Raw genomic sequence first — 24242 nt, 5'->3', positions numbered from 1 at the left:
GACTATTGATGATAGTCGTGTTTCTTTATGGATGGTAATGAAATTATAAAGCAAGACCCATAATCGACTTCGCTCGTTACAGTAATATTTCCGCCGTGTAGTTCTACAATTTCTTTTACGATAGATAGTCCTAAACCAGTTCCGCCTGTAGCTCGTGTTCTCGCTTTATCAACTCGATAAAAACGATCGAAAATGTGAGGGAGGTCTTCAGGCGGAATACCTTCGCCTTCATCTTCAATTGTAATGAAAATACGTCTATGTTCTTCTGTAACAGAAATGTTTATATGAGAATGTTCTTTTGAATGCCTATAAGCGTTATTTAAAATGTTTATTATAACTTGTTCAAATCGCTGTTCATCTAAGTTTACTACCAGTGTAGGAGGACAAGAGAAAGAAACTTTAATGTACCTTTCTTTATACATAGCGTTAACTTTTTCGGCTATGCGAGTAAGGAAGGTGTGTAAATGTACTTCCTTTACTTGAATAGAAAAGTTATGTTGTTCCATTTGTGCGAGTGAAAATAAATCTTGAACTAAGTTTGTAATGTAATCAGACTCATCTTTTATAATAGATAAATATCGCAAACGTTGCTCAGGAGATGTGGTCTCTTTTAAAGCAATGTCAGCGTAACCTCTTACGTATGTTAATGGTGTTCGTAATTCGTGAGCAACACTTGCTAGAAATTCACTTCGCTCTGTTTTCATATAATGTAAATCATTTGCGAGCGTTTGAATAGATGATGCTAGTTCACCAATTTCATCATTTCGAGTAGTCGTTAATGAAACGGACAAATCGCCTTTACTCATTTTTTCAGTTGCATGTTTCATGTGTAACAATGGTTTTGTTAATAAACGTGATAATAGGAAAATTGTGATGACTGTGAGTAGAAACGTGATGGCGCCAGCAATAATGAATTGTTTCGTTAATCCATTTACCAACTTTTCAATGGATTTTGTTCCAAGAAACATATACACATACCCTTCATGTTTTCCAGCTACTATGATAGGACTAACTGTACATATATAATTAGATGTTTTCCAATGATTTTCTATAATCGCTCCGTTATGGTCTGTTCGAGTCTGCATGCTACTAATGTGATTTTTTATAGTCGTGTTTATTTCGTTAGATTTAGCTAGCACTTCTTTATTTGTATTTGTAATAACGACAGTTGTTTCAGCTTCAGATTCCATTAATGCTACGTGAGAGATGGTTTGCTCATCGTAATATTTTTCAAGTACATCTCGATGACTATTTCCTCGCTTTAATAAAGCTGTCATTTCTTCATTTACTCTAGTGTTTACGAGACTATAATAGAGCAAAATAAAGAGAACACTTTCAATTAAAAGTGTAACAATTAAAAAATAAAATCCGAATTGAATTGAAATTCGTTTCATCGTTTTGCCCCTTACTGTTCAGTATCAACCCATCGATAACCTACTCCATACACGGTTTTTAAATGATGATCAATAGGGAAATTTGCTTTTCGCAATTTATCACGTAAATTACGAATATGCGAATCGACTGTGCGATCTTCTGTATTTGTGTTTAATCCCCAAATTCGTTCGATGAGCTGATCACGGTTTAGTACGTAGTTCACATGGCGTAAAAATAATCCGAGTAAAGAAAATTCAATTGGTGTGAGAAGGAGTTCTTCACTATGGACAGAAACGAAGTGTTTTGTTTCATCCCATACAATACCGTGATATTGGATTTGTTTATGTTCATTTGTACGTCTTAAAACGGCTTCAATTCTTGCGAAAAGTTCTTCTTCATGGAAAGGTTTCGTTACGTAATCATCGGCTCCAAGTTTTAATCCTTGAACGACATCTACTGTTTGATCACGAGCTGTAACCATAATAATAGGAATGTTACTAAAAGATCGGATTTTTTTGCACGTTTCCCATCCGTCCATCTTTGGCATCATAATATCGAGTAAAACAAATTTAAAGTTTCGATTTTCTATATGTAAAATAGCTTCTTCTCCTGAAGTCGCACATACGCAGTTATATCCAATTGGGGTAAGATAAAGCGTTAATAATTCAAGCATTCTCGGTTCATCGTCTACGAGCAGTATATCAATCATAGAGAGCCCTCCATATTTATAATCGTTACTTAAAGTGTAATGCAAAATCATGAAGAAATGGTGCAGATTATGATGCGTCTGCATAATTTCTTCAGAATTGCTTGTTATTGTGGAGTTGAAATTACATTTTAGGTAATCATATTGGCTCAAAAATGATTAATACGGAGGCGGTATAGTGAAAAAAATGACCCAAATTTTTGGGATAACAATAATTACAGCAGTTGGTCTTGCTGCATGCGGACAAACGAATACAGACCATAAAAACCATGAATCTACAAAAGAGAAGAAAACAGAGCAAAAGAAAATGAATCAGGAGGTAACGGCGCCAAAAGAAATGAACGAAGGTGCATCTAATGATTTATTAACGACAAGTCTAAAAAATGTGACGAGGTTAAATACAAATGACCCCCTAAAAATGGCAGTATTAACTTCGCAAACGATATGGCCAGCAACTCATAAGGAGAACCAGCCAGGTGCTGTTATTTTAGTACCAGCAAGCGAGTGGCAATTAGGTATTGCGAGTGCAGACCTTATTCATCATCCGAATAACGGGCCGATTTTATTTATAGAAAAAGAAAAGATACCGGAAATGACGTTAAAAGAAATAAAACGATTAAATCCAATCGGAACGAAAGACGGAACACAAATTATGGTGATGGGAGATGTAGGTACTAGCGCGCTTGAACAATTAAAAGGTTATAAAGTAAAACAAATAAAAGAAACGGACCCAGCTATATTTGCGAAGGATGTTGATAAGGAGTATGCCGATATAACAGGAAGCTACCCAAATAGTGTTATTATTGGTTCGTCTGCAGAAGAAGGCCGTTTATATACAACACCCGCTGTAAATTGGATTTCTCATATGCCGGAACCACTACTCTATACAGAAAAGAATAAAGTGCCAGAAGCGACAATAGAGGCATTAAAAATGAGAAAAGACAAAGCAAATATATATGTATTAGGGCCAGAAAAAATTGTTTCAAAAGAAGTGGAAAAAGAGCTGAGCAAATACGGGAAAGTAACGCGTATTAGTGGAGAGACTCCAACAGAAAATTCGGTTGCGTTTGCGAAATTTAAAGATGAAAAAACAAAATTTGGCTGGGGATTCACAAAACCTGGTCACGGTTTATCATTTGTTTCAAGCAAAACACCAGATTTAGCAGTTGCTGGGGCACCTTTTTCACATATGGGTAAACACGCACCTGCTGTCTTGTTAGAAGAAGGGAAAGCTTCACAACCAGTGTATGACTTCCTTGCAAGCATTCAGCCGAAGTTTAAAGATGATCCAACACTTGGACCATATAATCATGGCTTCTTATTAGGAAGTACGAGTGATATTTCATTTGAAACACAAGGAATACTAGATGAGAGGTTAGAAATTGTTCAGGAAAGTGGTCAAGGACACGGTGGACATTAATGAAATGAGCAAAGACGCTACTGATATAGCGTCTTTTTTTATTTTCCTCGACAAAATATGACAAAAAAGTTGTAACTGTTTCTGTTATGATAGTTTCGGAAATCTTACATTTTACATAATCGGAGGAAAAGAAATGTATAAAAAATTGGGTACTATTGCTTTAACAGGTGCACTTGCTTTTAGTTTATCTGCTTGTGGTGAAACTGAAGTTAAAGAAGTGAGTAAAAACGATGCTCCTAAACAGGCTGAAAAGAAAGATAAAAAGGAAAAAGCTGAAAGCAAGATTTATAAAATTGGAGATACGGTAGAAGTTAATGGCTTACAACTTACTTTCAGTTCAGCTAAATTCGTTGAGCCTAACGAATACGTAAAAGCTGAAAAAGGGAAAGTACTAGAAATCGCTTTTAATGCTAAAAATAATGGCAAAAAAGATATATATTTTGGAACTTCTGAATTAAAAATTGCTGATACTAACGGCAACCAATTCAAAGAGTACTTTGGTGGGGAAAATACGTTTATAAACGAAAATATTGCGCCAGGTAACCAAATTACAAACAAAATGTTATTTGATGTACCAGAAGGCGATAAGTTTGTTGGTACATTTAAACCTACATTTACATTTGACGAGAAATCAGTGAAATTTGAATTTGAAGTTGCTAAATAAGGAGAGATTAAAATGAAGAGAACAGCTGAATTTGTATTAGGTCTTATTGGAGGTATTTTTGGTATTATTTGTGCATTTGTTGCTTTATTGATCGGCGGTATGGGAGCTGCTTTTGAAGCTGATGGAGCGAATACTGTTATTGGTTTAGGTTGGGGAGCTGTGGCTCTATCAATCTTAGGAATTGTTGGATCTGTTATGGTAAGAAGTAAAGCGAAGGTTGGCGGTATTATGATGACTGTGGCTGCTATCGGTGGATTTATTTGTATTTCTATAATTTACTTATTACCAGGCGTATTATTATTAATCGGTGGGTTAATGGGCATATTCCGTAAGGATAAAGCAACTGTATCTGCATAAAATGAGCACTCGAAAGAGTGCTTTTACTAATTTCATTAAATTAGCATAAACTCCTCTAATCCTAAACCCTCAAAACTAAACCTCATATATGAAGTGGAAATATCTATAGAACTGTAAATGAATTTCCTTGGTAGCTAATATCTTGATCCTTGGACTATTCAATTAAATGAGCTGAATTACATGTGCATTTTGCATCCATCCAAACAAAGTTCTCTTCATTTGACATACGGTAGAATCCGAAATCATTGTACGATAAGTCAACAATAGGTAATAGTATATTTAAAGTCTTCCTGATATTCTCAGAAAAGAAGCTACGAAGGTAATATCTTTTTTAGGAAACTTTTACATAGTAAAAAATCTTCTACTCGTTATATAATAGCTTTCGTGCAGTCGGCTGATTTTCTTATGGAGAAAATCAAATGATAAAGGAGTAGAGGAGTGGTATTTTGTTTCAAACGATAAAAAATGATTGGTTTTCTAATGTGAGAGGGGACGTGTTATCAGGAATTGTCGTTGCTTTAGCATTAATTCCTGAAGCGATAGCCTTCTCTGTTATCGCTGGTGTGGATCCGACCGTTGGACTATACGCAGCCTTTTGTATTGCAGTTACCATTTCATTTGTTGGCGGAAGAACTGGGATGATTTCAGCTGCAACAGGTGCAATGGCATTATTAATGGTGACGCTCGTTAAAGATCATGGTTTGCAATATTTATTTGCTACAACAATATTAACAGGTATTGTCCAAATTATTTTTGGCGTGTTCAAACTGAGTTCATTTATGAAGTTTGTCCCTAAGTCAGTTATGAGTGGTTTTTTAAATGCCCTTGGAATTTTAGTTTTTACAGCGCAATTACCGCATTTTAAAAATGCAAATTGGCAAATGTATGCACTTGTCGCATTAGGTCTTGTAATTATATATGTATTTCCACGTGTTACGACGGCTGTCCCGTCTACACTGATTTCCATTATTATTGTGACGAGTATTGCACTTATGAGCGGATTACAGTTGAAAACAGTAGGGGATATGGGAAGCTTGCCGAAAGAATTACCATTCTTTAGCATTCCTGACGTGCCTTTTACAGTTGAGACATTAGGGATTATTTTACCGTATGCAGTTATGCTTGCAATTATCGGTTTACTAGAATCATTATTAACAGCTTCAGTTTTAGATGATATGACGCATACGGAAAGTAATAAGCATAAAGAGGCACGCGGTCAAGGAATCGCAAACATTGTTGCTGGTTTCTTCGGAGGAATGGCAGGTTGTGCAATGATCGGTCAATCTGTTATTAATATTAAATCAGGTGGACGAGGTCGCCTATCAACATTTGTAGCGGGCGGATTTTTAATCGTATTACTATTTGTTTTAGGAGATTATGTCGTTCATATTCCGATGGCAGCTTTAGTTGCAGTTATGATTATGGTTTCAATCGGAACGTTTGATTGGAACTCTGTAACAACAATTCATAAAGTACCAAAAGGAAACGCATTTGTTATGATCGTAACAGTTGTGATTGTCCTAATTACACATAATTTAGCATTAGGTGTAATTATCGGAACAGTAATTAGTGCGGTTTTATTTGCATTCAATATGGCAAAGATTCACGTGAAACATTTATATATTGAAAATAAGAAAATATACGAAATTCACGGTCAACTTTTTTTTGCATCTACAGCCGACTTTATAAATAATTTTTCATTTAATGAAGATGTAAAAGAAATCGAAATGAACTTTACTCATGCGCACGTATGGGATGATTCGGCAGTGGCATCAATTGATAAAGTTATCATGAAGTATGAACAAAGTGGTGTGAAAGTAACTATAACAGGATTAAATGAACGTAGTTCAAAACTTGTTGCAAATTTAGCTACTTATAATAAAAGAATTGCTAGTTAAAAGCCTCCTTTTTAGGGGGCTTTATTATATAATACGAATAGGATAACGAAAAGGGGATTCAGCATATGTACAAACAAATTATATTAGCATGTGACGGTTCTGAACATGCACTTCGAGCAGCGGAGCATGCAACCTATATTGCGAAATGTAGCGAAGAAACAAATGTTGAAGTTGTGTACGTAGTAGATAATAGAACGGCAAAATCAGATATTATACAAGGTCAAACAGATTTAGAAACAATATCGGCTAGTCGAAAAGATAAATTAAAAGAGATTGAAGGTTTATTAAAGAAAGAGAACATTTCTTATACAATTACGATATTACATGGTGATCCTGGAGATACAATTGTTCAATATGTAAATACAGGAGATATAGATCTTGTCATTGCTGGAAGTAGAGGGCTCAATACACTGCAAGAAATGGTGCTGGGAAGTGTAAGTCATAAAATAGCAAAGCGTGTGAAATGTCCAGTGATGATTGTAAAATGAAATAGAATGTAACGAAGACCTTAGTATAACTGAGGTCTTTTTTTATGTATAAATGACTCTTATTTGTGGAAATACTAGATATATAAGTTGAAAAGATGTTAACTTACAAATTTGTAAGTTAGTTGTTAGAGAAATCGATGTTATGAAATTTTTCCCATTGGTAAAATAAAAGTATCAAAGGGGAGATAGGGAGGATGGAAGCAATGAAATCATTTCAAAATTTGTCATATAGCCAAGGTGTCAGTCTTATTTGTTTAGGGGGATTTGCTGCATCTGTTACGTTAGCTGTTTTAATAAAGGTGTTTCATCAAATCTTTTAATCTTATAGTAGGGAAGGAATTGGTTGTTATCATTAGTAGGAACAGCAATGAAAATAAAAAATAGCTCTTAGCATGTATGTAAATGCTAAGAGCTATTTTTATGCTTGTTATATATTATTTAAGCTTGCTTTTGTTTTACTGACCCTGTATTTAAAGTAAGAGCAAGGAAGAACATTGCAAGTACACAAGATGCAAGTAATAAGATGAATCCGCCATCCCATCCGAATGCATCCACGATAAAGCCCATAGCTGCACTAGCGAAAGCGGCTCCGCCTAAGTAACCGAAGAATCCAGTTAAGCCTGCTGCAGTTCCAGCAGCTTTCTTTGGTGCTAAATCTAGAGCGTGTAGACCAATTAACATAACCGGTCCGTAAATTAAAAATCCAATTGCGACAAGTGCGATACTATCAACCATTGGATTACCAGGAGGGTTTAACCAGTAAACAAGAACTGCGATAAATACACCGACCATAAATAAAATACCAGCAGGTGCACGACGTCCTTTAAATAGTTTATCACTCATCCATCCGCAAAGAAGTGTACCTGGAATACCAGCCCATTCATATAGAGCGTAAGCAGTACGTGAGCTACTATGAGTAAAGCTTTTTTCTTCTACTAAATAAGTAGGAGCCCAGTCTACAACTCCGTAACGTACGAAATATACGAAAACGTTCGCAATAGCGATGTACCATAAAAACTTATTGTTTAATACGTATTTAAATAAAATTTCCTTTACTGAAAGCTCGCGTTCGCGATCTTTTACTTTTTCATCTGGTGGATATTCCCCAGTATGTTCTTCAATAGAAGGTAACCCACAAGATTGAGGCGTATCTTTCATCGTAATTAATACATAAATACCAACTAAAATTGAAAGAATACCTGGGAAGTAAAAAATACTTTTCCAGTCATCTGCGAAGAAGTATAAGCCTAATGTTACAAGTGAAGGCATAAGCGCTCCGCCAACATTATGAGCGACGTTCCAAATAGACATTTTTGTACCACGTTCGCTAATAGAGAACCAGTGAACCATCGTACGACCACAAGGAGGCCATCCCATACCTTGTACCCATCCATTTAAAAACTGAAGTACAAACATAAGTATAATGCTCGTTGTAATGAAAGAAAATGAGCCGAAAATAATATTAATGATACCTGATAAAAATAGCCCAGCTGCTAAAAAGTAGCGAGGATTACAACGATCGGATACGATACCCATAAGAAATTTACTTAATCCGTAAGCGATAGAAACTGCTGAAAGGATAACCCCAAGTTCCCCTTTACTAAAGCCTTGCTCGATTAAGTATGGCATTGCTAGTGAAAAGTTTTTTCGAACAAAGTAGTAACCTGCATAACCGATGAAGATACCTAAGAATACTTGTAAACGTAATTTACGGTATTCGCTATCAACGCGATCAGCTGGTAAGCGTTCCGCATGGGGCGCAGGTTTAAATAATTGTGTGAAAAACATAAAATGAAAATCCTCCCCTAATTAATTCGAAGCGTTTTAAGACAGAGAACATAAAAAGGCCATGAAATATAAAAAAGTTTCCTCTTTTATGATTCATAGCCGTGTACTCCGTTTCTCCGTGACTGTCAATATTAACTTCGTCGAAAATTATACAACTTTGTGACAAAAATGTAAACGTTTTTATGAATAAAAGTATTGACGGATTTTGTTCGTGGGATTAATATTTAAATACATTAAATATTTTATTGTTTAAATAAGAGGTGGATAACATGCCAAATGATATGACGCATATCGATAAAATTCAAGCTCTTGCCTTTTCGATTGGAAAGAAAATGCAGACGGAGTTATTAGAACAAATGCAAGCGACAGGACTTACACCACCGCAGTTTTATATTTTAAAGATTTTAGATCATTATGGGGCTTCAAGAGCGACAACATTAGCGAAAAAGATGTATGTGAAGCCTAGCGCGATTACAGTGATGATTGATCGTCTAATCGATCAAGAACTTGTAGAACGCTATCACGACAAAGATGACCGTCGCGTTGTCATCATCGAGTTAACAAAAAAGGGGAAAGCTAGAGTAGAAGAGGCAATGACAGCTCGTAACGAGCATATTGCAAAATACTTTTCACATTTAGAGTTGCAAGAAAGAGAAGATTTATTACGTCTCTTTGAGAAGTTAGAAACCATTATTTGCGGGACACAAGAGAAAAAAGAGAATAACTAAGAGGAATTGAGGAGATTACATGGGGCAACAAGAAAATCAAAATAGAAAGTTGTTGTTAATCGGTTTAATTATCGCGATGCTATTTGCTGCATTAGATGGAACAATTGTTGGTACAGCAATGCCACGTATCGTCGGTGACCTAGGTGGATTAAGTTTAATGACATGGTTAACAACAGCTTATATGTTAACATCAACGACAGTTGTACCAATTGCAGGTAAATTAGCGGATTTACTTGGTCGTCGTAACGTATATATAACAGGGCTAGTTATTTTCATGATTGGTTCGGCGTTATGTGGTATGGCAAATGGTATGACAGAATTAATTATTTTCCGTGGTATTCAAGGTCTTGGTGGCGGTATTATGATGCCAATGGCTATGATTATTATTGGAGATATGTTCACGGGGAAAGAACGTGCAAAATGGCAAGGTATTTTTGGTGCGTTATACGGCCTTGCTTCTGTAATTGGACCACAAGTTGGTGGTTGGATTGTAGATGCAGTGAACTGGAGATGGGTATTCTACATTAACTTACCGGTTGGTATTTTAGCAACAATCTTTATTGCAATGGGATTAAAATCGCATAAACAAACAGGACCAATTAAAATTGATATCGCTGGAATCTTTACGATGATTCTCGGTGTTGTAAGTTTATTACTTGCGCTAACGTTTGGCGGAAAAGATTATGCATGGGATTCTTGGCAAATTATCGGTTTATTTGCACTAGCTGTAATTGGTATCGTTAGCTTTGTTATCGTTGAAACGAAAGCTGAAGAGCCAATTTTACCAATGCATTTCTTTAAAAATCGCACATTTACAATACTGAATGCGATTGGATTCTTTATGAGTATTGGAATGTTCGGCGCGATTATGTTCGTACCATTCTTCATGCAAGGTATTGTAGGAGTAAGTGCTGCTGAATCAGGAACAATTATGACTCCAATGATGATTACAATGATTGTGATGAGTATTATCGGTGGGCAACTTGTATTAAAAGTTGGTGTAAAACCACAAATTATCGCAGGTATGCTTATTATGGCCGGTGGTTTCTGGTTATTAACAACGATGGATATGCACACAACGAAGCTTACAGCTACTTCTTATATGATGGTTATCGGTTTAGGAATGGGTCTTGTAATGCCGACATTAACATTAGCGTTACAAGAAAGCTTCCCGAAAAAAGACCTTGGTGTTGTAACATCATCAAGTCAGTTCTTCCGACAAATCGGTGGTACATTTGGTATTACAATTTTAGGATCAATTATGAATAACACTTCAGGTACGACATTAACAAAGAATTTAGTACCTGTATTAGATACATTCCCGAAAGAAGCGGGACAAATGGTAACGAAATTTAAAGATATGATTCACACAGATCCACAAGGTTTATATTCAATGCTATTTAGCCCAGAGGCATTAAAACAAATGCCAGAAGCGTTCGCTAACAGTATTGTACCTATTTTGAAAAACTCTTTAGTAGACTCGCTTCATACTGTATTCTTAACAGGATTAGTATTTATCGTAGTAGGTGCTATCTTTACGATTTTCTTACAAAAAATTAAATTATCAGATCGTAAAAAAGATGCTAAAGAGCCTGTTGTAGAAGAAAAAGAAAAAACTGTATCATACTCGTAATGAAGAAGCATCGCCTTATGGCGGTGCTTTTTTGAGTATAACCTTAAAAGCTTTTTAGTGAGAAATGATTGACGTATTTTTAGAAATACGTTATATTATTTTCTGTAAACGGTTACATGAAATGAGGAGAAAAGAGAATGAGTACGATCAAAGACGTTGCGAAATTAGCGGGAGTATCTGTTGCGACCGTTTCCAGAGTTCTAAATAAAAATGGATATGTTCACGAAGATACATTAAAAAAGGTAGAACGTGCAATTGAGATGTTAGATTATAAGCCTAGTACAGTAGCGCGTTCACTGTATAATAAAAAGTCTCGTTTAATTGGCTTAGTTGTTCCAAATATCGTGAATCCATTCTTTCCGGAAGTTGCACGTGCCGTAGAAGATGTAGCACATAAACAAGGTTACACAGTTGTCCTTTGTAACTCTGATGAAAGTTTAGAAAAAGAGAAACAATATATTGATGTGCTTAGACAAAATAATGTAGATGGATTTATTGTAGCAACGAATCCACAAAATAGTGTTAATTACATGAATGTATCTGTTCCAGTTGTTGCGATTGACCGTATGTTTAATGAGCGTATTCCTACTGTATATGCAGATAACTATGCAGGAAGTCAGGCTGCGACAAAGTTGTTACTAGATAAAGGATGTAAACATATTGCACATATTCGCGGTCCACGTGATGTGAGTACTGCAAATGAACGCTTTGAAGGTTTTGTAGACGTTATTACGCAAAATAATCTTTCGTATATGATTGCAGAGAGTACGTTTGATCCAGCAAATAGTGAGCTTGTAGCGATGGAATTATTAGAAGAATACCCGCATATTGATGGTATTGTTGCTGGGAATGATTTAATTGCGATCGGTATTGTAAAGGCTGCACTTCAAAAGGGGATTGTCATTCCAAATGATTTACAAATTATCGGATTTGATGGCATTTCTTTAACGGAAATGATGTATCCATCTATTACAACAGTTGCACAACCGATATATGAAATGGGGAAAATTGCAACAGAGTTGTTGTTAGAGCAAATGGAAGGAAATACATTAGAAGAGAAACATTATCGTTTGCCGATTGAAATTATAGAACGAAATACAACGAAGTAAGGAGATGAAACAGATGCCAAATATTGCAGTAGTAGGGAGCATTTCAATGGACTTAGTGGCTGTTTCAAAAAAACGGCCGAAAGCAGGAGAAACAGTAATTGGTGAAGCGTTTCATACAATTCCAGGAGGGAAAGGAGCAAACCAAGCAGTTGCTGCAGCTAGATTAGGAGCAAATGTAGCAATGGTTGGAGCGGTAGGAAATGATGATTATGGAACAGTAGTTAGAAAAAATCTAGAGAACGAACGCATTTTTATCGATTATGTGGTACCGGTTACAGATAGAACGACAGGAATTGCTCATATCGTTTTAGCAGAAGAAGATAACAGTATTGTTGTCGTACAAGGGGCGAATGCTCTTGTAAATAAGTCAGTTGTAGATCGCTCCAAAGACCTTCTTGTAAAAGCGGATATGGTTGTTCTTCAACTAGAAATTCCACTTGAAACAGTAAAATATGTATTGGCTATTTGTGAGGAACATAATATTCCTGTTATGTTGAATCCAGCGCCAGCACAAGTTTTATCAGAAGAAATTTTAGAAAAAGCGACTTATATTACGCCAAATGAACATGAGTGCCGCATCGTATTAGATGATTTTACATCACCAATTGAAGATTTATTGGCGAAGTATCCCAATAAATTATTGATGACAGAAGGTTCTAACGGTGTTCGTTTCCATAATGGCACGGAGATTGTACATGTTCCTAGCATTGCTGTTGATGTAGTGGATACAACTGGAGCTGGTGATACATTTAATGGTGCGTTAGCAGTTGCACTTTCTGAAGGAGAGACACTTCAAAAAGCAATTCGTTTCGCGAATATTGCCGGTGGTCTTTCTGTAACGAAACTTGGGGCGCAAGGCGGCATGCCAACGAGAGATAAAGTACGTGAAGTGCAGGTGATTGTTGGATGAAGAAACACGGCGTATTAAACAGTGAGATTGCATCAATCCTTGCTTTACTTGGGCATACGGATACGATTGTAATTGCTGATTGCGGTTTACCAATTCCTGACGGAGTAAAAAGAATTGATTTAGCTGTTGAAATTGGAAAACCTAGCTTTTTAGATGTATTGCAAGTGGTAGCTGATGATATGGCAATCGAAAAAGTGACGTTAGCAGAAGAAGTCATTATAAATAATGCGGAAGTAAATAAAGAAATAGAGCAGAAATTAATAGAGCCAGCATTTGAGTATGTATCTCATGAGCAATTTAAAGAGCATACAAAGAAAGCGAAGGCGATTATTCGTACAGGCGAGGCTACGCCTTATGCAAATGTAATTTTACATGCAGGCGTGATTTTTTAATAAAGGGAAGTGATGGGAATGCATATTGAAATGAAAAACATTTCAAAGGCGTTCAATGGAAATCCTGTTTTGAAGAATGCACAGTTTATGATTGAAACAGGAGAAGTCCATGCATTGATGGGGGAAAATGGAGCGGGTAAATCAACGCTCATGAAGATTTTAACAGGTGTATACAAAAAAGATGGTGGGACAATCACAATTGATGGGCAAGAGCGCACCTTTAAAAATGCGAAAGAAGCTGAAGAGTACGGCATCGCATTTATACATCAAGAACTAAACATATTGCCGAATTTAACAGTAGCTGAAAATATGTTTCTCGGTAAAGAGTTAATGTATGGGAAAACAGGTATTTTACGCACTCGACAAATGAATGCGATTGCGCAGCAGCAACTAGCGGAGTTAGGGTTGCATGTAAGAGGCGCTATGTTAGCAGAGGAATTATCGGTTGGACAACAGCAAATTATCGAAATTGCGAAAGCATTAATGACAAACGCGAGCGTTATTATTATGGATGAGCCTACTGCGGCACTGACGGATCGTGAAATCGAAACGCTCTTTACAGTAATCAATAAGTTACGTAAAGAAGGTGTTTCATTCGTGTACATTTCGCATCGTATGGAAGAGATTTTCTCAATATGTGATGCTATTACGATTTTGCGTGATGGAGAATACGTCGGAAAGAGATTAATTCCAGAAACATCATTTGATGAAGTAGTGAGTATGATGGTGGGGCGCAGCATTGGTGAACGTTATCCAGAGCGAAATAGTCAAATTGGTGATGTCATTTTTGAAATGCGTAACGGAACGAAGAAAGGGAAATTTGAAAATGTTTCGTTTCAAGTGAGGAAAGGTGAAATCCTTGGTGTAGCTGGTTTGATGGGGGCTGGTCGCACTGATATTATGAAAGCGATATTTGGTTATGAACCTTTAGACTCTGGACAAATTTTTATAAATGGACAAGAAGTAAAGATTGATAGTCCAATAGATGCAATTAGACAAAGAATTGCTTTTATTACAGAAGATAGAAAGTCTGAAGGATTAGTGTTAGATTTTTCAATTCGAGAAAATTTAGCTTTACCGAATTTAGAAAGTCTTTCAAAGGGAAGTATTCTAAGCAACGAGCTAGAACAACAGTTTACAGAGGATATGATGAAGCTTCTTAATGTGAAAGCATCTAGCGGAGAGCAGGCAGTGAAATCTCTTTCTGGTGGAAATCAGCAAAAGATTGTAATCGCAAAATGGCTAGGCATTCATCCGCAATTACTCATTTTAGATGAGCCAACAAGAGGTGTTGATGTTGGAGCGAAAAAAGAAATTTACTCTATTATGAATAAGCTTACAGAGCAAGGCGATGCCGTTATTATGGTATCATCTGAGCTTCCGGAAGTTTTAGGGATGAGTGATCGAGTTCTTGTTATTCATGAAGGAAAAGTCGGCGGAATTTTAGGGAAAGATGAGGCATCACAAGAGTCTATTATGGCACTAGCTACAGGAGGAGAGTAAGGATGGCTAAGAAGGGGAATGTATTACAACAACTCGGTTCTTTAATCGGTTTAGTATTAATTATCGTCGTAATTACAGCTTTAAATCCAGCGTTTATTGAAATTCCAAATTTATTTAATATACTGCGTCAAGTATCGATTAATGCGCTTATTGCATTCGGAATGACCTTCGTAATTTTAACAGGGGGTATTGACTTATCGGTAGGTTCTATTTTAGCATTATCAAGTGCACTTGTTGCTGGAATGATGGCAAGTGGCATGGATCCGTTCCTTGCAATGGCAGTTGGATTATTAGCAGGTCTTGTAATGGGAATTGTAAACGGTATCATCATTGCGAAAGGAAAAGTAGCTCCATTTATTGCAACTTTGGCAACAATGACTATTTTTCGTGGGTTGACGCTTGTTTATATGGACGGACGTCCGATCACTGGTCTTGGTGATCATTTAATGTTCCAAATGTTTGGCCGCGGTTATTTTCTTGGTATTCCGGTACCAGCTGTTACAATGATGATCGCTTTCGCAGTACTGTACTTCATTTTGAAGAAAACGACATTTGGTCGCCGTACATTTGCAATTGGTGGAAATGAAGAAGCAGCAGCACTATCAGGTATTAATGTTACGAGAATTAAAGTAATGATTTACGGTCTTTCCGGAATTTTGGCAGCGCTTGCAGGTATTGTCTTAACATCACGATTAGATTCTGCACAGCCGACTGCAGGTACTTCTTATGAATTAGATGCAATTGCAGCAGTTGTATTAGGTGGAACAAGTCTTTCTGGGGGAAGAGGATGGATTGTTGGTACATTCATCGGTGTACTTATTATCGGTGTATTAAATAACGGTTTAAATTTATTAGGTGTATCTTCTTTCTTCCAACAAGTTGTAAAAGGACTTGTAATCTTACTAGCTGTATTAATTGATCGCAGAAAAGAAGCGTAATGGAGGGACAGTTCATGAAGAAATGGTTACTTATACTCGTTGCATGTATTATGGTCATTACTGCTGGTTGTTCAATGGAACCGCCAGAATGGGCAAAGGATTCTAGCGATAAAGGTCGAAATAAAACTATTAAAGTTGGATTCTCTGTTTCAACTTTAAATAATCCCTTTTTTGTAACTTTGAAAAAGGGTGCAGAAAAGAAAGCGAAAGATAGTGGCATTGAATTAATTGCTGTTGATGCACAAAATGATGCAGCAAAGCAAACGAACGATGTTGAAGATTTAATTCAAAAGGGTGTCGATGTAGTTGTTATTAATCCGACCGATTCAGATGCTGTTGCTTCAGCAGTAAGTGCGGCAAATGCAGCAAATGTTCCTGTTATTACAGTAGACCGCGTTGCGAATTCAGGTAAGGTTGTTTCTCACATTGCTTCTAACAATATCGAAGGTGGTCAAATGGCTAGTGATTACATTCGTGAATTAGTTGGCGAAGGAGCAAACGTTGCTGAGTTAGAAGGAATCCCTGGATCTTCCGCTGCTCGTGAACGTGGGAAAGGATTCCATAACGTAGCCGATAAGTCTTTAAAAGTAGTTGCAAAACAAGCAGCTGATTTTGATAGAGCGAAAGGATTATCTGTTATGGAAAACATTTTGCAAGCAAATGGTGATATTAAAGCCGTGTTTGCGCATAACGATGAGATGGCATTAGGTGCACTTGAAGCATTGAAGTCTGCTGGAAAAACAGATGTAGTCGTTGTTGGATTTGATGCAACAGACGATGCAGTGAAAGCGGTTAACGATGGGCGTATGGCTGCAACAGTTGCTCAAAAACCGGAATTAATCGGGGAGAAGGCGATGCAAACAGCAAAAGAGATAACACAAGGTAAAAAAGTGGACAAATCTATTCCGATTGAATTAGAGCTTATTAAGAAAAATAAATAAATATAAAATGAAAATTAGGAAGGAAGAACAACAAATGAAATTCTTTATTGATACAGCAAACGTTAACGAAATTAAAGAGGCAAATGAATTAGGTGTATTAGCTGGAGTAACGACAAATCCATCACTTGTAGCAAAAGAAGGCGTAGATTTCCACGAACGCATTCGTGAAATTTGCAACGTTGTAGAAGGACCTGTAAGTGCAGAAGTAATTAGCTTAGAAGCTGATAAGATGATTGAAGAAGGAAAAGAACTAGCGAAGATTGCTCCAAACGTTGTAGTAAAAGTTCCAATGACAACAGAAGGTTTAAAAGCAGTAAAAGCGTTCTCTGATTTAGGAATTCGTACAAACGTTACATTAGTGTTCTCAGCAGTTCAAGCATTACTTGCGGCTCGTGCTGGTGCAACATACGTTTCACCATTCTTAGGTCGCTTAGACGATATCGGTCATAACGGTATGGATTTAATTCGTCAAATCGCAGAAATCTTTGCAATTCATGGCATCGAAACAGAAATCATTGCAGCATCTGTACGTCACAGTGTTCACGTAACTGATGCAGCATTAAACGGTGCACATATTGCAACAATCCCAGCAAACGTAATTGCTTCATTAGTGAAGCACCCATTAACAGATCAAGGAATTGAGAAATTCTTAGCTGATTGGGAAAAAACACAAGAGAAATAATAGAAAAGCAAGAATCCTAGTTTAATTGACTAGGATTCTTTTTTTTATTTAAAAGAATTTTCATGCAATTTTGCATATTGTCTTTTAAATTTGTTATATAAGATATTTAATATATATCACATAACTCTTTATTTTTCATATTTCGACATAAAGTGAAACTTTAATCAGTGGGGGCTTTGTTCATCCCCCCACTGATTATTAATTGAACCAAGGGATAAAAAGATAGAGGGTCTGACCAGAAAACTGGAGGGCATGATTCTATAACAAAAAGCTTAATGTTTATAGAATTATGTCTTTTTATATAGGGAGGGTAGTAAACAGAGATTTTGACAAAAATGCACCAATTTATCTGAATTTTAAGTTTTATAAAAGGGGAGAAATGGAATGAGAAGAAAAGCACCATTTAAAGTGTTGTCATCATTAGCAATTGCGGCAATTATCGGATGTACATCTGTAATGAGTGCTCCGTTAGCATATGCAGAAACGGCAGCAAAAAAGAAAGATAATGTATCTACAACACCAATTGATTACAATTTAATTCAAGAAGATCGTTTAGCGGAAGCACTGAAAGAAAGAGGAACAATTAATCCATCATCTTCTAAAGAAGAGACGAAAAAAGCTGTTGAGCAATATATTGAAAAGAAACAAGGAGATCAGGCGAATAAAGAAATTCTTCCAGATGCTCACTCACAAGAAACGTCTGATTTCACAAAAAAAGTAAAAGAGAAAAAGATGGAAGAAAAGGAAAATGTAAAAAAGGCTGAAAAAAATGTTAGCCTTGAGCAAAAGCCAGAACCAAATAAAAATCAATTGAATGGGCAAGTTCCAACTTCAAAAGCAAAGCAAGCTCCATATAAGGGATCTGTTCGATCGGATAAAGTATTAGTGCTACTCGTTGAATTTAGTGATTATAAACATAATAATATTGATCAAACACCAGGTTATATGTATTCGAAAGACTTTAGTAGAGAACATTATCAAAAGATGTTGTTCGGTAATGAGCCTTATACTTTATTTGATGGTTCAAAAGTAAAAACGTTTAAACAATACTATGAAGAGCAGTCTGGTGGTAGTTATACGACAGATGGATATGTAACGGAGTGGCTAACTGTTCCAGGAAAAGCATCTGATTATGGAGCTGATGGTAGCAGTGGTCACGATAATAAAGGTCCGAAAGGTGCACGTGATTTAGTGAAAGAAGCTTTGCATGCAGCTGCTGAGAAAGGACTAGATTTATCCCAGTTTGATCAATTTGATAGATATGATACAAACGGGGACGGGAATCAAAATGAACCTGACGGTGTAATTGATCATTTAATGGTAATCCATGCTGGTGTTGGTCAAGAAGCTGGTGGCGGTAAATTAGGTGATGATGCGATCTGGTCACATCGTTCAAAATTAGCAGTAGATCCAGTAGCGATTGAAGGTACGAAATCAAAGGTAGATTACTTTGGTGGTAAAGTAGCAGCACATGATTACACAATTGAACCAGAAGATGGAGCTGTAGGTGTGTTTGCACATGAATTTGGACATGATCTTGGATTACCAGATGAATATGACACGAAATATACTGGAAATGGTTCACCAGTCGAAGCTTGGTCATTAATGAGTGGAGGTAGTTGGACAGGGAAAATCGCAGGAACAGAGCCGACTAGTTTTTCACCACAAAATAAAGACTTCTTACAAAAGAATATGGGTGGCAACTGGGCAAAAATATTAGAAGTAGATTACGATAAAATTAAGAGTGGTGTGGGAGTTCCTACCTATATTGATCAAAGTGTTACGAAATCAAATCGTCCAGGCGTTGTACGTGTTAACTTACCAGGTAAAAGTGTTGAAACGATTAAACCGGAGTTTGGAAAGCATGCATATTATAGTACAAGAGGCGATGATATGCATACAACGTTAGAGACACCATTCTTTGATTTAACAAAGGGAACAAATGCAAAATTCGATTATAAAGCAAATTATGAGTTAGAAGCAGAGTGCGATTTCGTCGAAGTACATGCAGTAACAGAAGATGGAACGAAGACGTTAATTGATAGACTTGGAGAAAAAGTAGTCCAAGGAGATAAAGATACAACAGATGGGAAATGGATTGATAAATCATATGATTTAAGTCAATTTAAAGGCAAAAAAGTGAAACTACAATTCAACTATATTACAGATCCGGCTGTAACATATAAAGGTTTTGCGATGGATAATGTAAATGTAACTGTTGATGGACAAGTTGTATTTTCTGATGATGCAGAAGGAAATCCTAAAATGAATTTAAATGGTTTTGTTGTTTCTGATGGGACAGAGAAGAAAGCTCATTATTACTACTTAGAATGGAGAAACTATGCGGGATCAGATAATGGATTAAAAGCAGGAAAAGGTCCAGTGTACAATACAGGTCTTGTCGTTTGGTATGCAGATGATAGCTTTAAAGATAACTGGGTTGGGATGCATCCAGGTGAAGGATTCCTTGGTGTTGTTGACTCTCATCCAGAAGCGCTAGTTGGTAATTTAAACGGGAAACCAGCATACGGTAATACGGGCATGCAAATTGCAGATGCTGCATTTTCATTTGATAAAACACCAGCATGGAGTGTAAATTCATTAACACGTGGTCAGTTTAACTATTCTGGATTACAAGGTGTTACAACTTTTGATGATTCAAAAGTATATAGTAACAAGCAAATTGCAGACGCAGGAAGAAAAGTTCCAAACCTTGGACTTAAATTCCAAGTTGTTGGACAGGCAGAAGATAAATCGGCAGGTGCTGTTTGGATTAAACGTTAATAACATAAAAGCACATTCTTCATATGAAGAGTGTGCTTTTTAATTTGTACAGTAAGTTATTATTTTAGTTTATGTAATACAAGTTTTTATTCATGTGTAGTGTATCAAATTATGTGGGGAAAGGAAATATTTCCGAGGAAATTGTCGAAGTATCGTCAGTATTTATAAACTTTCTGTTTAAAAGAAGAGATGTATTATTGCCTTTACGGCTCAATTTATTTACATTGTTATTTGGTTATACACAAAAGTAATATATTCGGCAGTAAAAGAGCGCTATTGGATAGTGTTCTTTTTGTAGATAGAAAGGAGTTGAGTTAAATGAAAGAAATAATTGAATGTCCACAGTGTGAAGGAGAGATTACTGCGCAACATATTATTGATCTCCCACATCCTTTTTCATTCAGATGTCCACACTGCAAGGTGAGGTTAAAAGAAATGAGGATCACACCGTGCTTAATATTAGCAGCAATTTGTATCATTCCACTGTTTATTATAATTGGAGAGAGTATTAAGGAATTACTAGTAAAATATTTTTCTATTATAGATGATGTACCAACTGTACTTATTTTCTTCTTATTTTGTTATCCATTGTATTATTTCTATGAAAAATATAATGCTATATTGTTTATTAAATACGGCTTATTGAAAGTTAAAAGTTGAATTGAATAGGAGATTATCATAATGCTTTGGAAAATATATTTAGTTATTGTAGCAATGTTAGCTATTATTTCGTTAGTAAGGGGCATGTTTCAAACACCAATTCAAAAGTTTGACTTTGTAGTTTCTATTATTACGTGGATAGGGCTCTTTGGTTTTGTATTTGATATACAAATATTAACCTCAATTGTTTGGAAATGTATCTTCTTGTTTAGCGTCATTTGGACTTTAACTGCAGTTTTTGTTTTTCGTTTATATGAAGAGCGAGATGAGCCGTTACCTTTTATATTTAAATTAATTGGCATTATTCCAACGCTTCCATTATATTACGGATTATATCAATATGCATTTTAAAAAAGACAATGATGGATTATCCCATCATTGTCTTTTTTACTTTGCTTCTTACATAAATCATCCCAGCAAATGTTAATAAAAATGCTGTCCCGATAATGAAGCTGATGCTAGGTGATGCTCCGATTGCGCCGACTGTAAAGGAGCCAGCAACAACTCCTAATGAGAAGAAGGCATAAAATAATCCGAATGCCTTTCCGCGATTATCGTCTGTAGTATTTTCAACAAGTAAAGCGTTAATAGACGGGAAGAGGATTGCGAATCCAATTCCATAAATCATCATTACGATAAAGAGCATACCTTTTGTAGCAAATAATCCGAGTAAAGATAATGCGAATGCCATAACTGCAATTCCGATTAGCATTAGTTTCGAACGATTAAATCGATCGTAAATACGATTTGTTGGAAGCAAGAAGAAGAGGATAGCAGTTATACCAAATACACTTAACATCATGCCTGTTGTGGATGCTTTAAGCGCTAATGCCTCAACTTTTACTGGTAACATATAAGTGACAATTCCTTGTGAAAACATTAATGTGAAAGCACCAATATATGCTTGTAATAACGGTTCTGATTTTAAAAGTTCAACCATATCTTCTTTGTTCATTATTTGCGTTCTTGATGTATCTTTTCTTGATACGTTATTTGGTAAGAAGAATAGAGATACGATCGTACCAAGAGCCATTAAAATAGAAATAGTAATGAAGACCCATTCTACGCCAGCTGTTGCTTTCATAATACCGCTGAAAGCCGGTCCTACGATTGCGGCTGTTCCAACAGCAGCACCAGACAGAGCCATTGCTTTTCCTTGTCTTTTTGCATTTGTTTGTTTTGATAAAAATGTAAAGGCAGCAGGAATTAAAAAGCCATCACTAAATCCATGCATAAAGCGAACAACTAATAGTTGTTCACCACTTTGAACAACGGTGTATAACAAGACTATGAAACTCGTAATTCCCATGCTTATATAAAGGATTTTTTTTGCACCAAATTTATCGACAGCTGCTCCAGCAATAATATTCCCGATCATATTAGCGAATGAGTACATACCGACAACTAGCCCGATAATAAGAGGGGTTCCTCCAAGGCTTTGAGCGAAAGTACTCATAATAGGTAATTGTGAAAATGTATCTAAAAATGCCACGATAACGATAAAGTAAATAAAATATTTCAAGCGATATTCACCTCTCCTATGCTATTATGGCACAATGCTAATTTCACCTGCAATGAAATTGAATTAACAGATGTGGAAAAAAGTACAAAGTGACAAAATATTGAACGTTATTTGTAAAAAATTAGTAGAGATACGATTGTTTTTTTGAAATATATGGATAGAAGTATTATAATAGAATTGTAAACTTCACCAGGTTAAGTATATACATAGAGAGGGATGTATAAAATGAAAGCACTACTTTGGCATAATCAACGTGATGTACGAGTAGAAGAAGTACCAGAACCAACAGTAAAACCAGGAACAGTGAAAATCAAAGTTAAATGGTGTGGTATTTGTGGGACAGACTTGCATGAATATTTAGCAGGGCCTATTTTTATTCCAACAGAAGAACATCCATTAACACATGTGAAAGCACCTGTTATTTTAGGTCATGAGTTTAGTGGTGAGGTAATAGAGATTGGTGAAGGAGTTACATCTCATAAAGTGGGAGACCGCGTTGTTGTAGAACCAATTTATTCTTGTGGTAAATGTGAAGCTTGTAAACATGGACATTACAATGTTTGTGAACAACTTGTTTTCCACGGTCTTGGCGGAGAAGGCGGCGGTTTCTCTGAATATACAGTAGTACCAGAAGATATGGTTCATCACATTCCAGATGAAATGACGTATGAACAAGGTGCGCTTGTAGAACCAGCAGCAGTAGCAGTTCATGCAGTACGTCAAAGTAAATTAAAAGAAGGGGAAGCTGTAGCAGTATTTGGTTGCGGTCCAATTGGACTTCTTGTTATCCAAGCAGCTAAAGCAGCAGGAGCAACTCCTGTTATTGCAGTTGAACTTTCTAAAGAACGTCAAGAGTTAGCGAAATTAGCAGGTGCGGATTATGTATTAAATCCAGCAACTCAAGATGTGTTAGCTGAAATTCGTAACTTAACAAATGGTTTAGGTGTAAATGTTAGCTTTGAAGTAACAGGTGTTGAAGTTGTACTACGCCAAGCGATTGAAAGTACAAGCTTCGAAGGACAAACTGTAATTGTTAGTGTATGGGAAAAAGACGCAACAATTACTCCAAATAACTTAGTATTAAAAGAAAAAGAAGTTATTGGTATTTTAGGATACCGTCACATCTTCCCAGCTGTTATTAAATTAATTAGCTCTGGTCAAATTCAAGCAGAGAAATTAATTACGAAAAAAATTACAGTCGATCAAGTTGTTGAAGAAGGATTTGAAGCACTTGTAAAAGATAAAACACAAGTGAAAATTCTTGTTTCACCTAAATAAGATAGAATTGAATAGAGTAGCCCTTTTCTAGAAATAGAAGAGGGCTACTTTTTTTCTATACTGAAAGGTGATAGACTTTCCTTTGACTAAATGTATTTTTGTTTGGAAGGGAGAATCTAATGCTTTCATTTTTGTTAACTTTAAAGCGAATGTTAAGAGCCTGTTTACGAGCGTGGAAAGATAAAGAATTTCAAGTATTATTCGTATTAACAATTTTGACTTTAATATCGGGTACGATTTTTTATAGTACAGTTGAAGAATTACGTCCTATTGACGCTTTATATTTTAGTGTGGTCACGTTGACGACTGTCGGTGATGGGAATTTTAGTCCGCAAACTGATTTCGGAAAGATATTTACAATCTTATACATATTTATTGGGATTGGATTAGTGTTTGGATTTATTCATAAGTTAGCAGTTAATGTACAATTGCCAAGTATATTATCGAATAGAAAAAAAGAGTAAAGC

At 36.1% G+C, this 24242-nt stretch carries 24 protein-coding genes; 20 read left to right on the top strand and 4 right to left on the bottom strand.

Translation table 11 applies throughout. From position 1 onward, the window contains the following. Positions 1-2 precede the first annotated feature (2 nt). Together ACQGS6_RS01810 and ACQGS6_RS01805 are read right to left on the bottom strand one after the other, a co-directional pair. On the bottom strand, positions 3-1394 hold the full coding sequence (locus ACQGS6_RS01810; RefSeq protein ID WP_000822532.1) for a sensor histidine kinase: 1392 nt from the start codon (positions 1392-1394) through the stop codon (positions 3-5). 11 nt (positions 1395-1405) lie between these two features. Continuing rightward, positions 1406-2083, bottom strand: coding sequence for a response regulator transcription factor (locus ACQGS6_RS01805; protein WP_000565484.1), 678 nt, complete (start codon positions 2081-2083; stop codon positions 1406-1408). 175 nt (positions 2084-2258) lie between these two features. Here ACQGS6_RS01805 and ACQGS6_RS01800 point away from each other — a divergent pair, with 175 nt between their 5' ends. From ACQGS6_RS01800 to ACQGS6_RS01775, 6 genes are all read left to right on the top strand, one after another. Further along, positions 2259-3500 (top strand): cell wall-binding repeat-containing protein, encoded by a 1242-nt coding sequence (locus tag ACQGS6_RS01800; protein WP_426964857.1) that lies wholly within the window; start codon positions 2259-2261, stop codon positions 3498-3500. Between the two features lie 133 nt (positions 3501-3633). Beyond that, complete coding sequence (locus ACQGS6_RS01795) at positions 3634-4164, top strand: DUF4352 domain-containing protein (RefSeq protein ID WP_000277062.1); 531 nt, start codon at positions 3634-3636, stop codon at positions 4162-4164. Positions 4165-4176: 12 nt separating this feature from the next. Then, positions 4177-4521 (top strand): DUF4064 domain-containing protein, encoded by a 345-nt coding sequence (locus tag ACQGS6_RS01790; RefSeq protein ID WP_000831286.1) that lies wholly within the window; start codon positions 4177-4179, stop codon positions 4519-4521. 446 nt (positions 4522-4967) lie between these two features. Then, positions 4968-6419 (top strand): SulP family inorganic anion transporter, encoded by a 1452-nt coding sequence (locus tag ACQGS6_RS01785; protein ID WP_025966741.1) that lies wholly within the window; start codon positions 4968-4970, stop codon positions 6417-6419. A gap of 65 nt (positions 6420-6484) precedes the next feature. Beyond that, a complete protein-coding gene (locus tag ACQGS6_RS01780) occupies positions 6485-6907 on the top strand; it encodes a universal stress protein (protein WP_000277999.1) in 423 nt (140 codons plus the stop codon). Between the two features lie 203 nt (positions 6908-7110). Then, positions 7111-7227: a DUF4027 family protein gene (locus ACQGS6_RS01775; protein WP_000834733.1), complete on the top strand. Its 117-nt coding sequence runs from the start codon at positions 7111-7113 to the stop codon at positions 7225-7227. A 118-nt stretch (positions 7228-7345) separates the two neighbouring features. On the opposite strand, the gene glpT is transcribed toward ACQGS6_RS01775, so the two are convergent. After that, entirely contained in the window at positions 7346-8695 is a 1350-nt protein-coding gene (gene glpT / locus ACQGS6_RS01770) for a glycerol-3-phosphate transporter (RefSeq protein WP_000466384.1), read from the bottom strand. A 269-nt stretch (positions 8696-8964) separates the two neighbouring features. Here glpT and ACQGS6_RS01765 point away from each other — a divergent pair, with 269 nt between their 5' ends. The 12 genes from ACQGS6_RS01765 (at position 8965) to ACQGS6_RS01710 (ending at position 21326) form a co-directional block, all read left to right on the top strand. Beyond that, a complete protein-coding gene (locus ACQGS6_RS01765) occupies positions 8965-9423 on the top strand; it encodes a MarR family winged helix-turn-helix transcriptional regulator (RefSeq protein ID WP_001132365.1) in 459 nt (152 codons plus the stop codon). A 19-nt stretch (positions 9424-9442) separates the two neighbouring features. Next, positions 9443-11056 carry an MDR family MFS transporter gene (locus ACQGS6_RS01760; RefSeq protein WP_426964856.1) on the top strand — a complete coding sequence of 538 codons (1614 nt, stop codon included), beginning with the start codon at positions 9443-9445 and terminating at the stop codon, positions 11054-11056. A gap of 137 nt (positions 11057-11193) precedes the next feature. After that, positions 11194-12165, top strand: a complete 972-nt coding sequence (gene rbsR / locus ACQGS6_RS01755) for a ribose operon transcriptional repressor RbsR (protein ID WP_000104056.1) — start codon at positions 11194-11196, stop codon at positions 12163-12165. A 13-nt stretch (positions 12166-12178) separates the two neighbouring features. Next, complete coding sequence (gene rbsK, locus ACQGS6_RS01750; protein ID WP_001132864.1) at positions 12179-13075, top strand: ribokinase; 897 nt, start codon at positions 12179-12181, stop codon at positions 13073-13075. Continuing rightward, entirely contained in the window at positions 13072-13467 is a 396-nt protein-coding gene (rbsD, locus tag ACQGS6_RS01745; protein WP_000716154.1) for a D-ribose pyranase, read from the top strand. Before rbsK ends, rbsD begins: the two co-directional genes overlap by 4 nt. Before the next feature lie 18 nt (positions 13468-13485). After that, the gene (gene rbsA, locus ACQGS6_RS01740; RefSeq protein WP_001986250.1) at positions 13486-14970 is read left to right on the top strand and encodes a ribose ABC transporter ATP-binding protein RbsA; all 1485 of its coding nucleotides are present in this window, start codon (positions 13486-13488) and stop codon (positions 14968-14970) included. 2 nt (positions 14971-14972) lie between these two features. Further along, positions 14973-15908: an ABC transporter permease subunit gene (locus ACQGS6_RS01735; RefSeq protein ID WP_001074641.1), complete on the top strand. Its 936-nt coding sequence runs from the start codon at positions 14973-14975 to the stop codon at positions 15906-15908. A 14-nt stretch (positions 15909-15922) separates the two neighbouring features. After that, a complete protein-coding gene (gene rbsB, locus ACQGS6_RS01730) occupies positions 15923-16849 on the top strand; it encodes a ribose ABC transporter substrate-binding protein RbsB (RefSeq protein WP_000758974.1) in 927 nt (308 codons plus the stop codon). 34 nt (positions 16850-16883) lie between these two features. Continuing rightward, positions 16884-17531 carry a fructose-6-phosphate aldolase gene (gene fsa, locus ACQGS6_RS01725; RefSeq protein WP_000667698.1) on the top strand — a complete coding sequence of 216 codons (648 nt, stop codon included), beginning with the start codon at positions 16884-16886 and terminating at the stop codon, positions 17529-17531. A gap of 384 nt (positions 17532-17915) precedes the next feature. Next, positions 17916-20315: a M6 family metalloprotease immune inhibitor InhA2 gene (gene inhA2 / locus ACQGS6_RS01720; protein ID WP_098939035.1), complete on the top strand. Its 2400-nt coding sequence runs from the start codon at positions 17916-17918 to the stop codon at positions 20313-20315. A 318-nt stretch (positions 20316-20633) separates the two neighbouring features. After that, a complete protein-coding gene (locus tag ACQGS6_RS01715; RefSeq protein ID WP_000658667.1) occupies positions 20634-20975 on the top strand; it encodes a hypothetical protein in 342 nt (113 codons plus the stop codon). A gap of 21 nt (positions 20976-20996) precedes the next feature. Continuing rightward, positions 20997-21326 carry a hypothetical protein gene (locus ACQGS6_RS01710; protein ID WP_000964465.1) on the top strand — a complete coding sequence of 110 codons (330 nt, stop codon included), beginning with the start codon at positions 20997-20999 and terminating at the stop codon, positions 21324-21326. Positions 21327-21342: 16 nt separating this feature from the next. Here ACQGS6_RS01710 and ACQGS6_RS01705 read toward each other — a convergent pair whose 3' ends face one another. After that, a complete protein-coding gene (locus ACQGS6_RS01705; RefSeq protein ID WP_048568077.1) occupies positions 21343-22497 on the bottom strand; it encodes an MFS transporter in 1155 nt (384 codons plus the stop codon). A gap of 225 nt (positions 22498-22722) precedes the next feature. On the opposite strand from ACQGS6_RS01705, the gene bdhA reads away from it, so the two are divergent. Continuing rightward, the gene (gene bdhA, locus ACQGS6_RS01700) at positions 22723-23775 is read left to right on the top strand and encodes a (R,R)-butanediol dehydrogenase (RefSeq protein ID WP_000645827.1); all 1053 of its coding nucleotides are present in this window, start codon (positions 22723-22725) and stop codon (positions 23773-23775) included. Between the two features lie 119 nt (positions 23776-23894). Next, positions 23895-24239, top strand: a complete 345-nt coding sequence (locus ACQGS6_RS01695) for a potassium channel family protein (RefSeq protein ID WP_000948209.1) — start codon at positions 23895-23897, stop codon at positions 24237-24239. Positions 24240-24242 lie beyond the last annotated feature (3 nt).

Origin of the sequence: Bacillus sp. GMs2/2 (assembly GCF_050172095.1) — a bacterium.
Classification (GTDB): Bacteria; Bacillota; Bacilli; order Bacillales; family Bacillaceae_G; genus Bacillus_A; species Bacillus_A cereus.
Note: the sequence above shows the minus strand (reverse complement) of the source record. Positions and strands in the feature narration are given on the sequence as shown.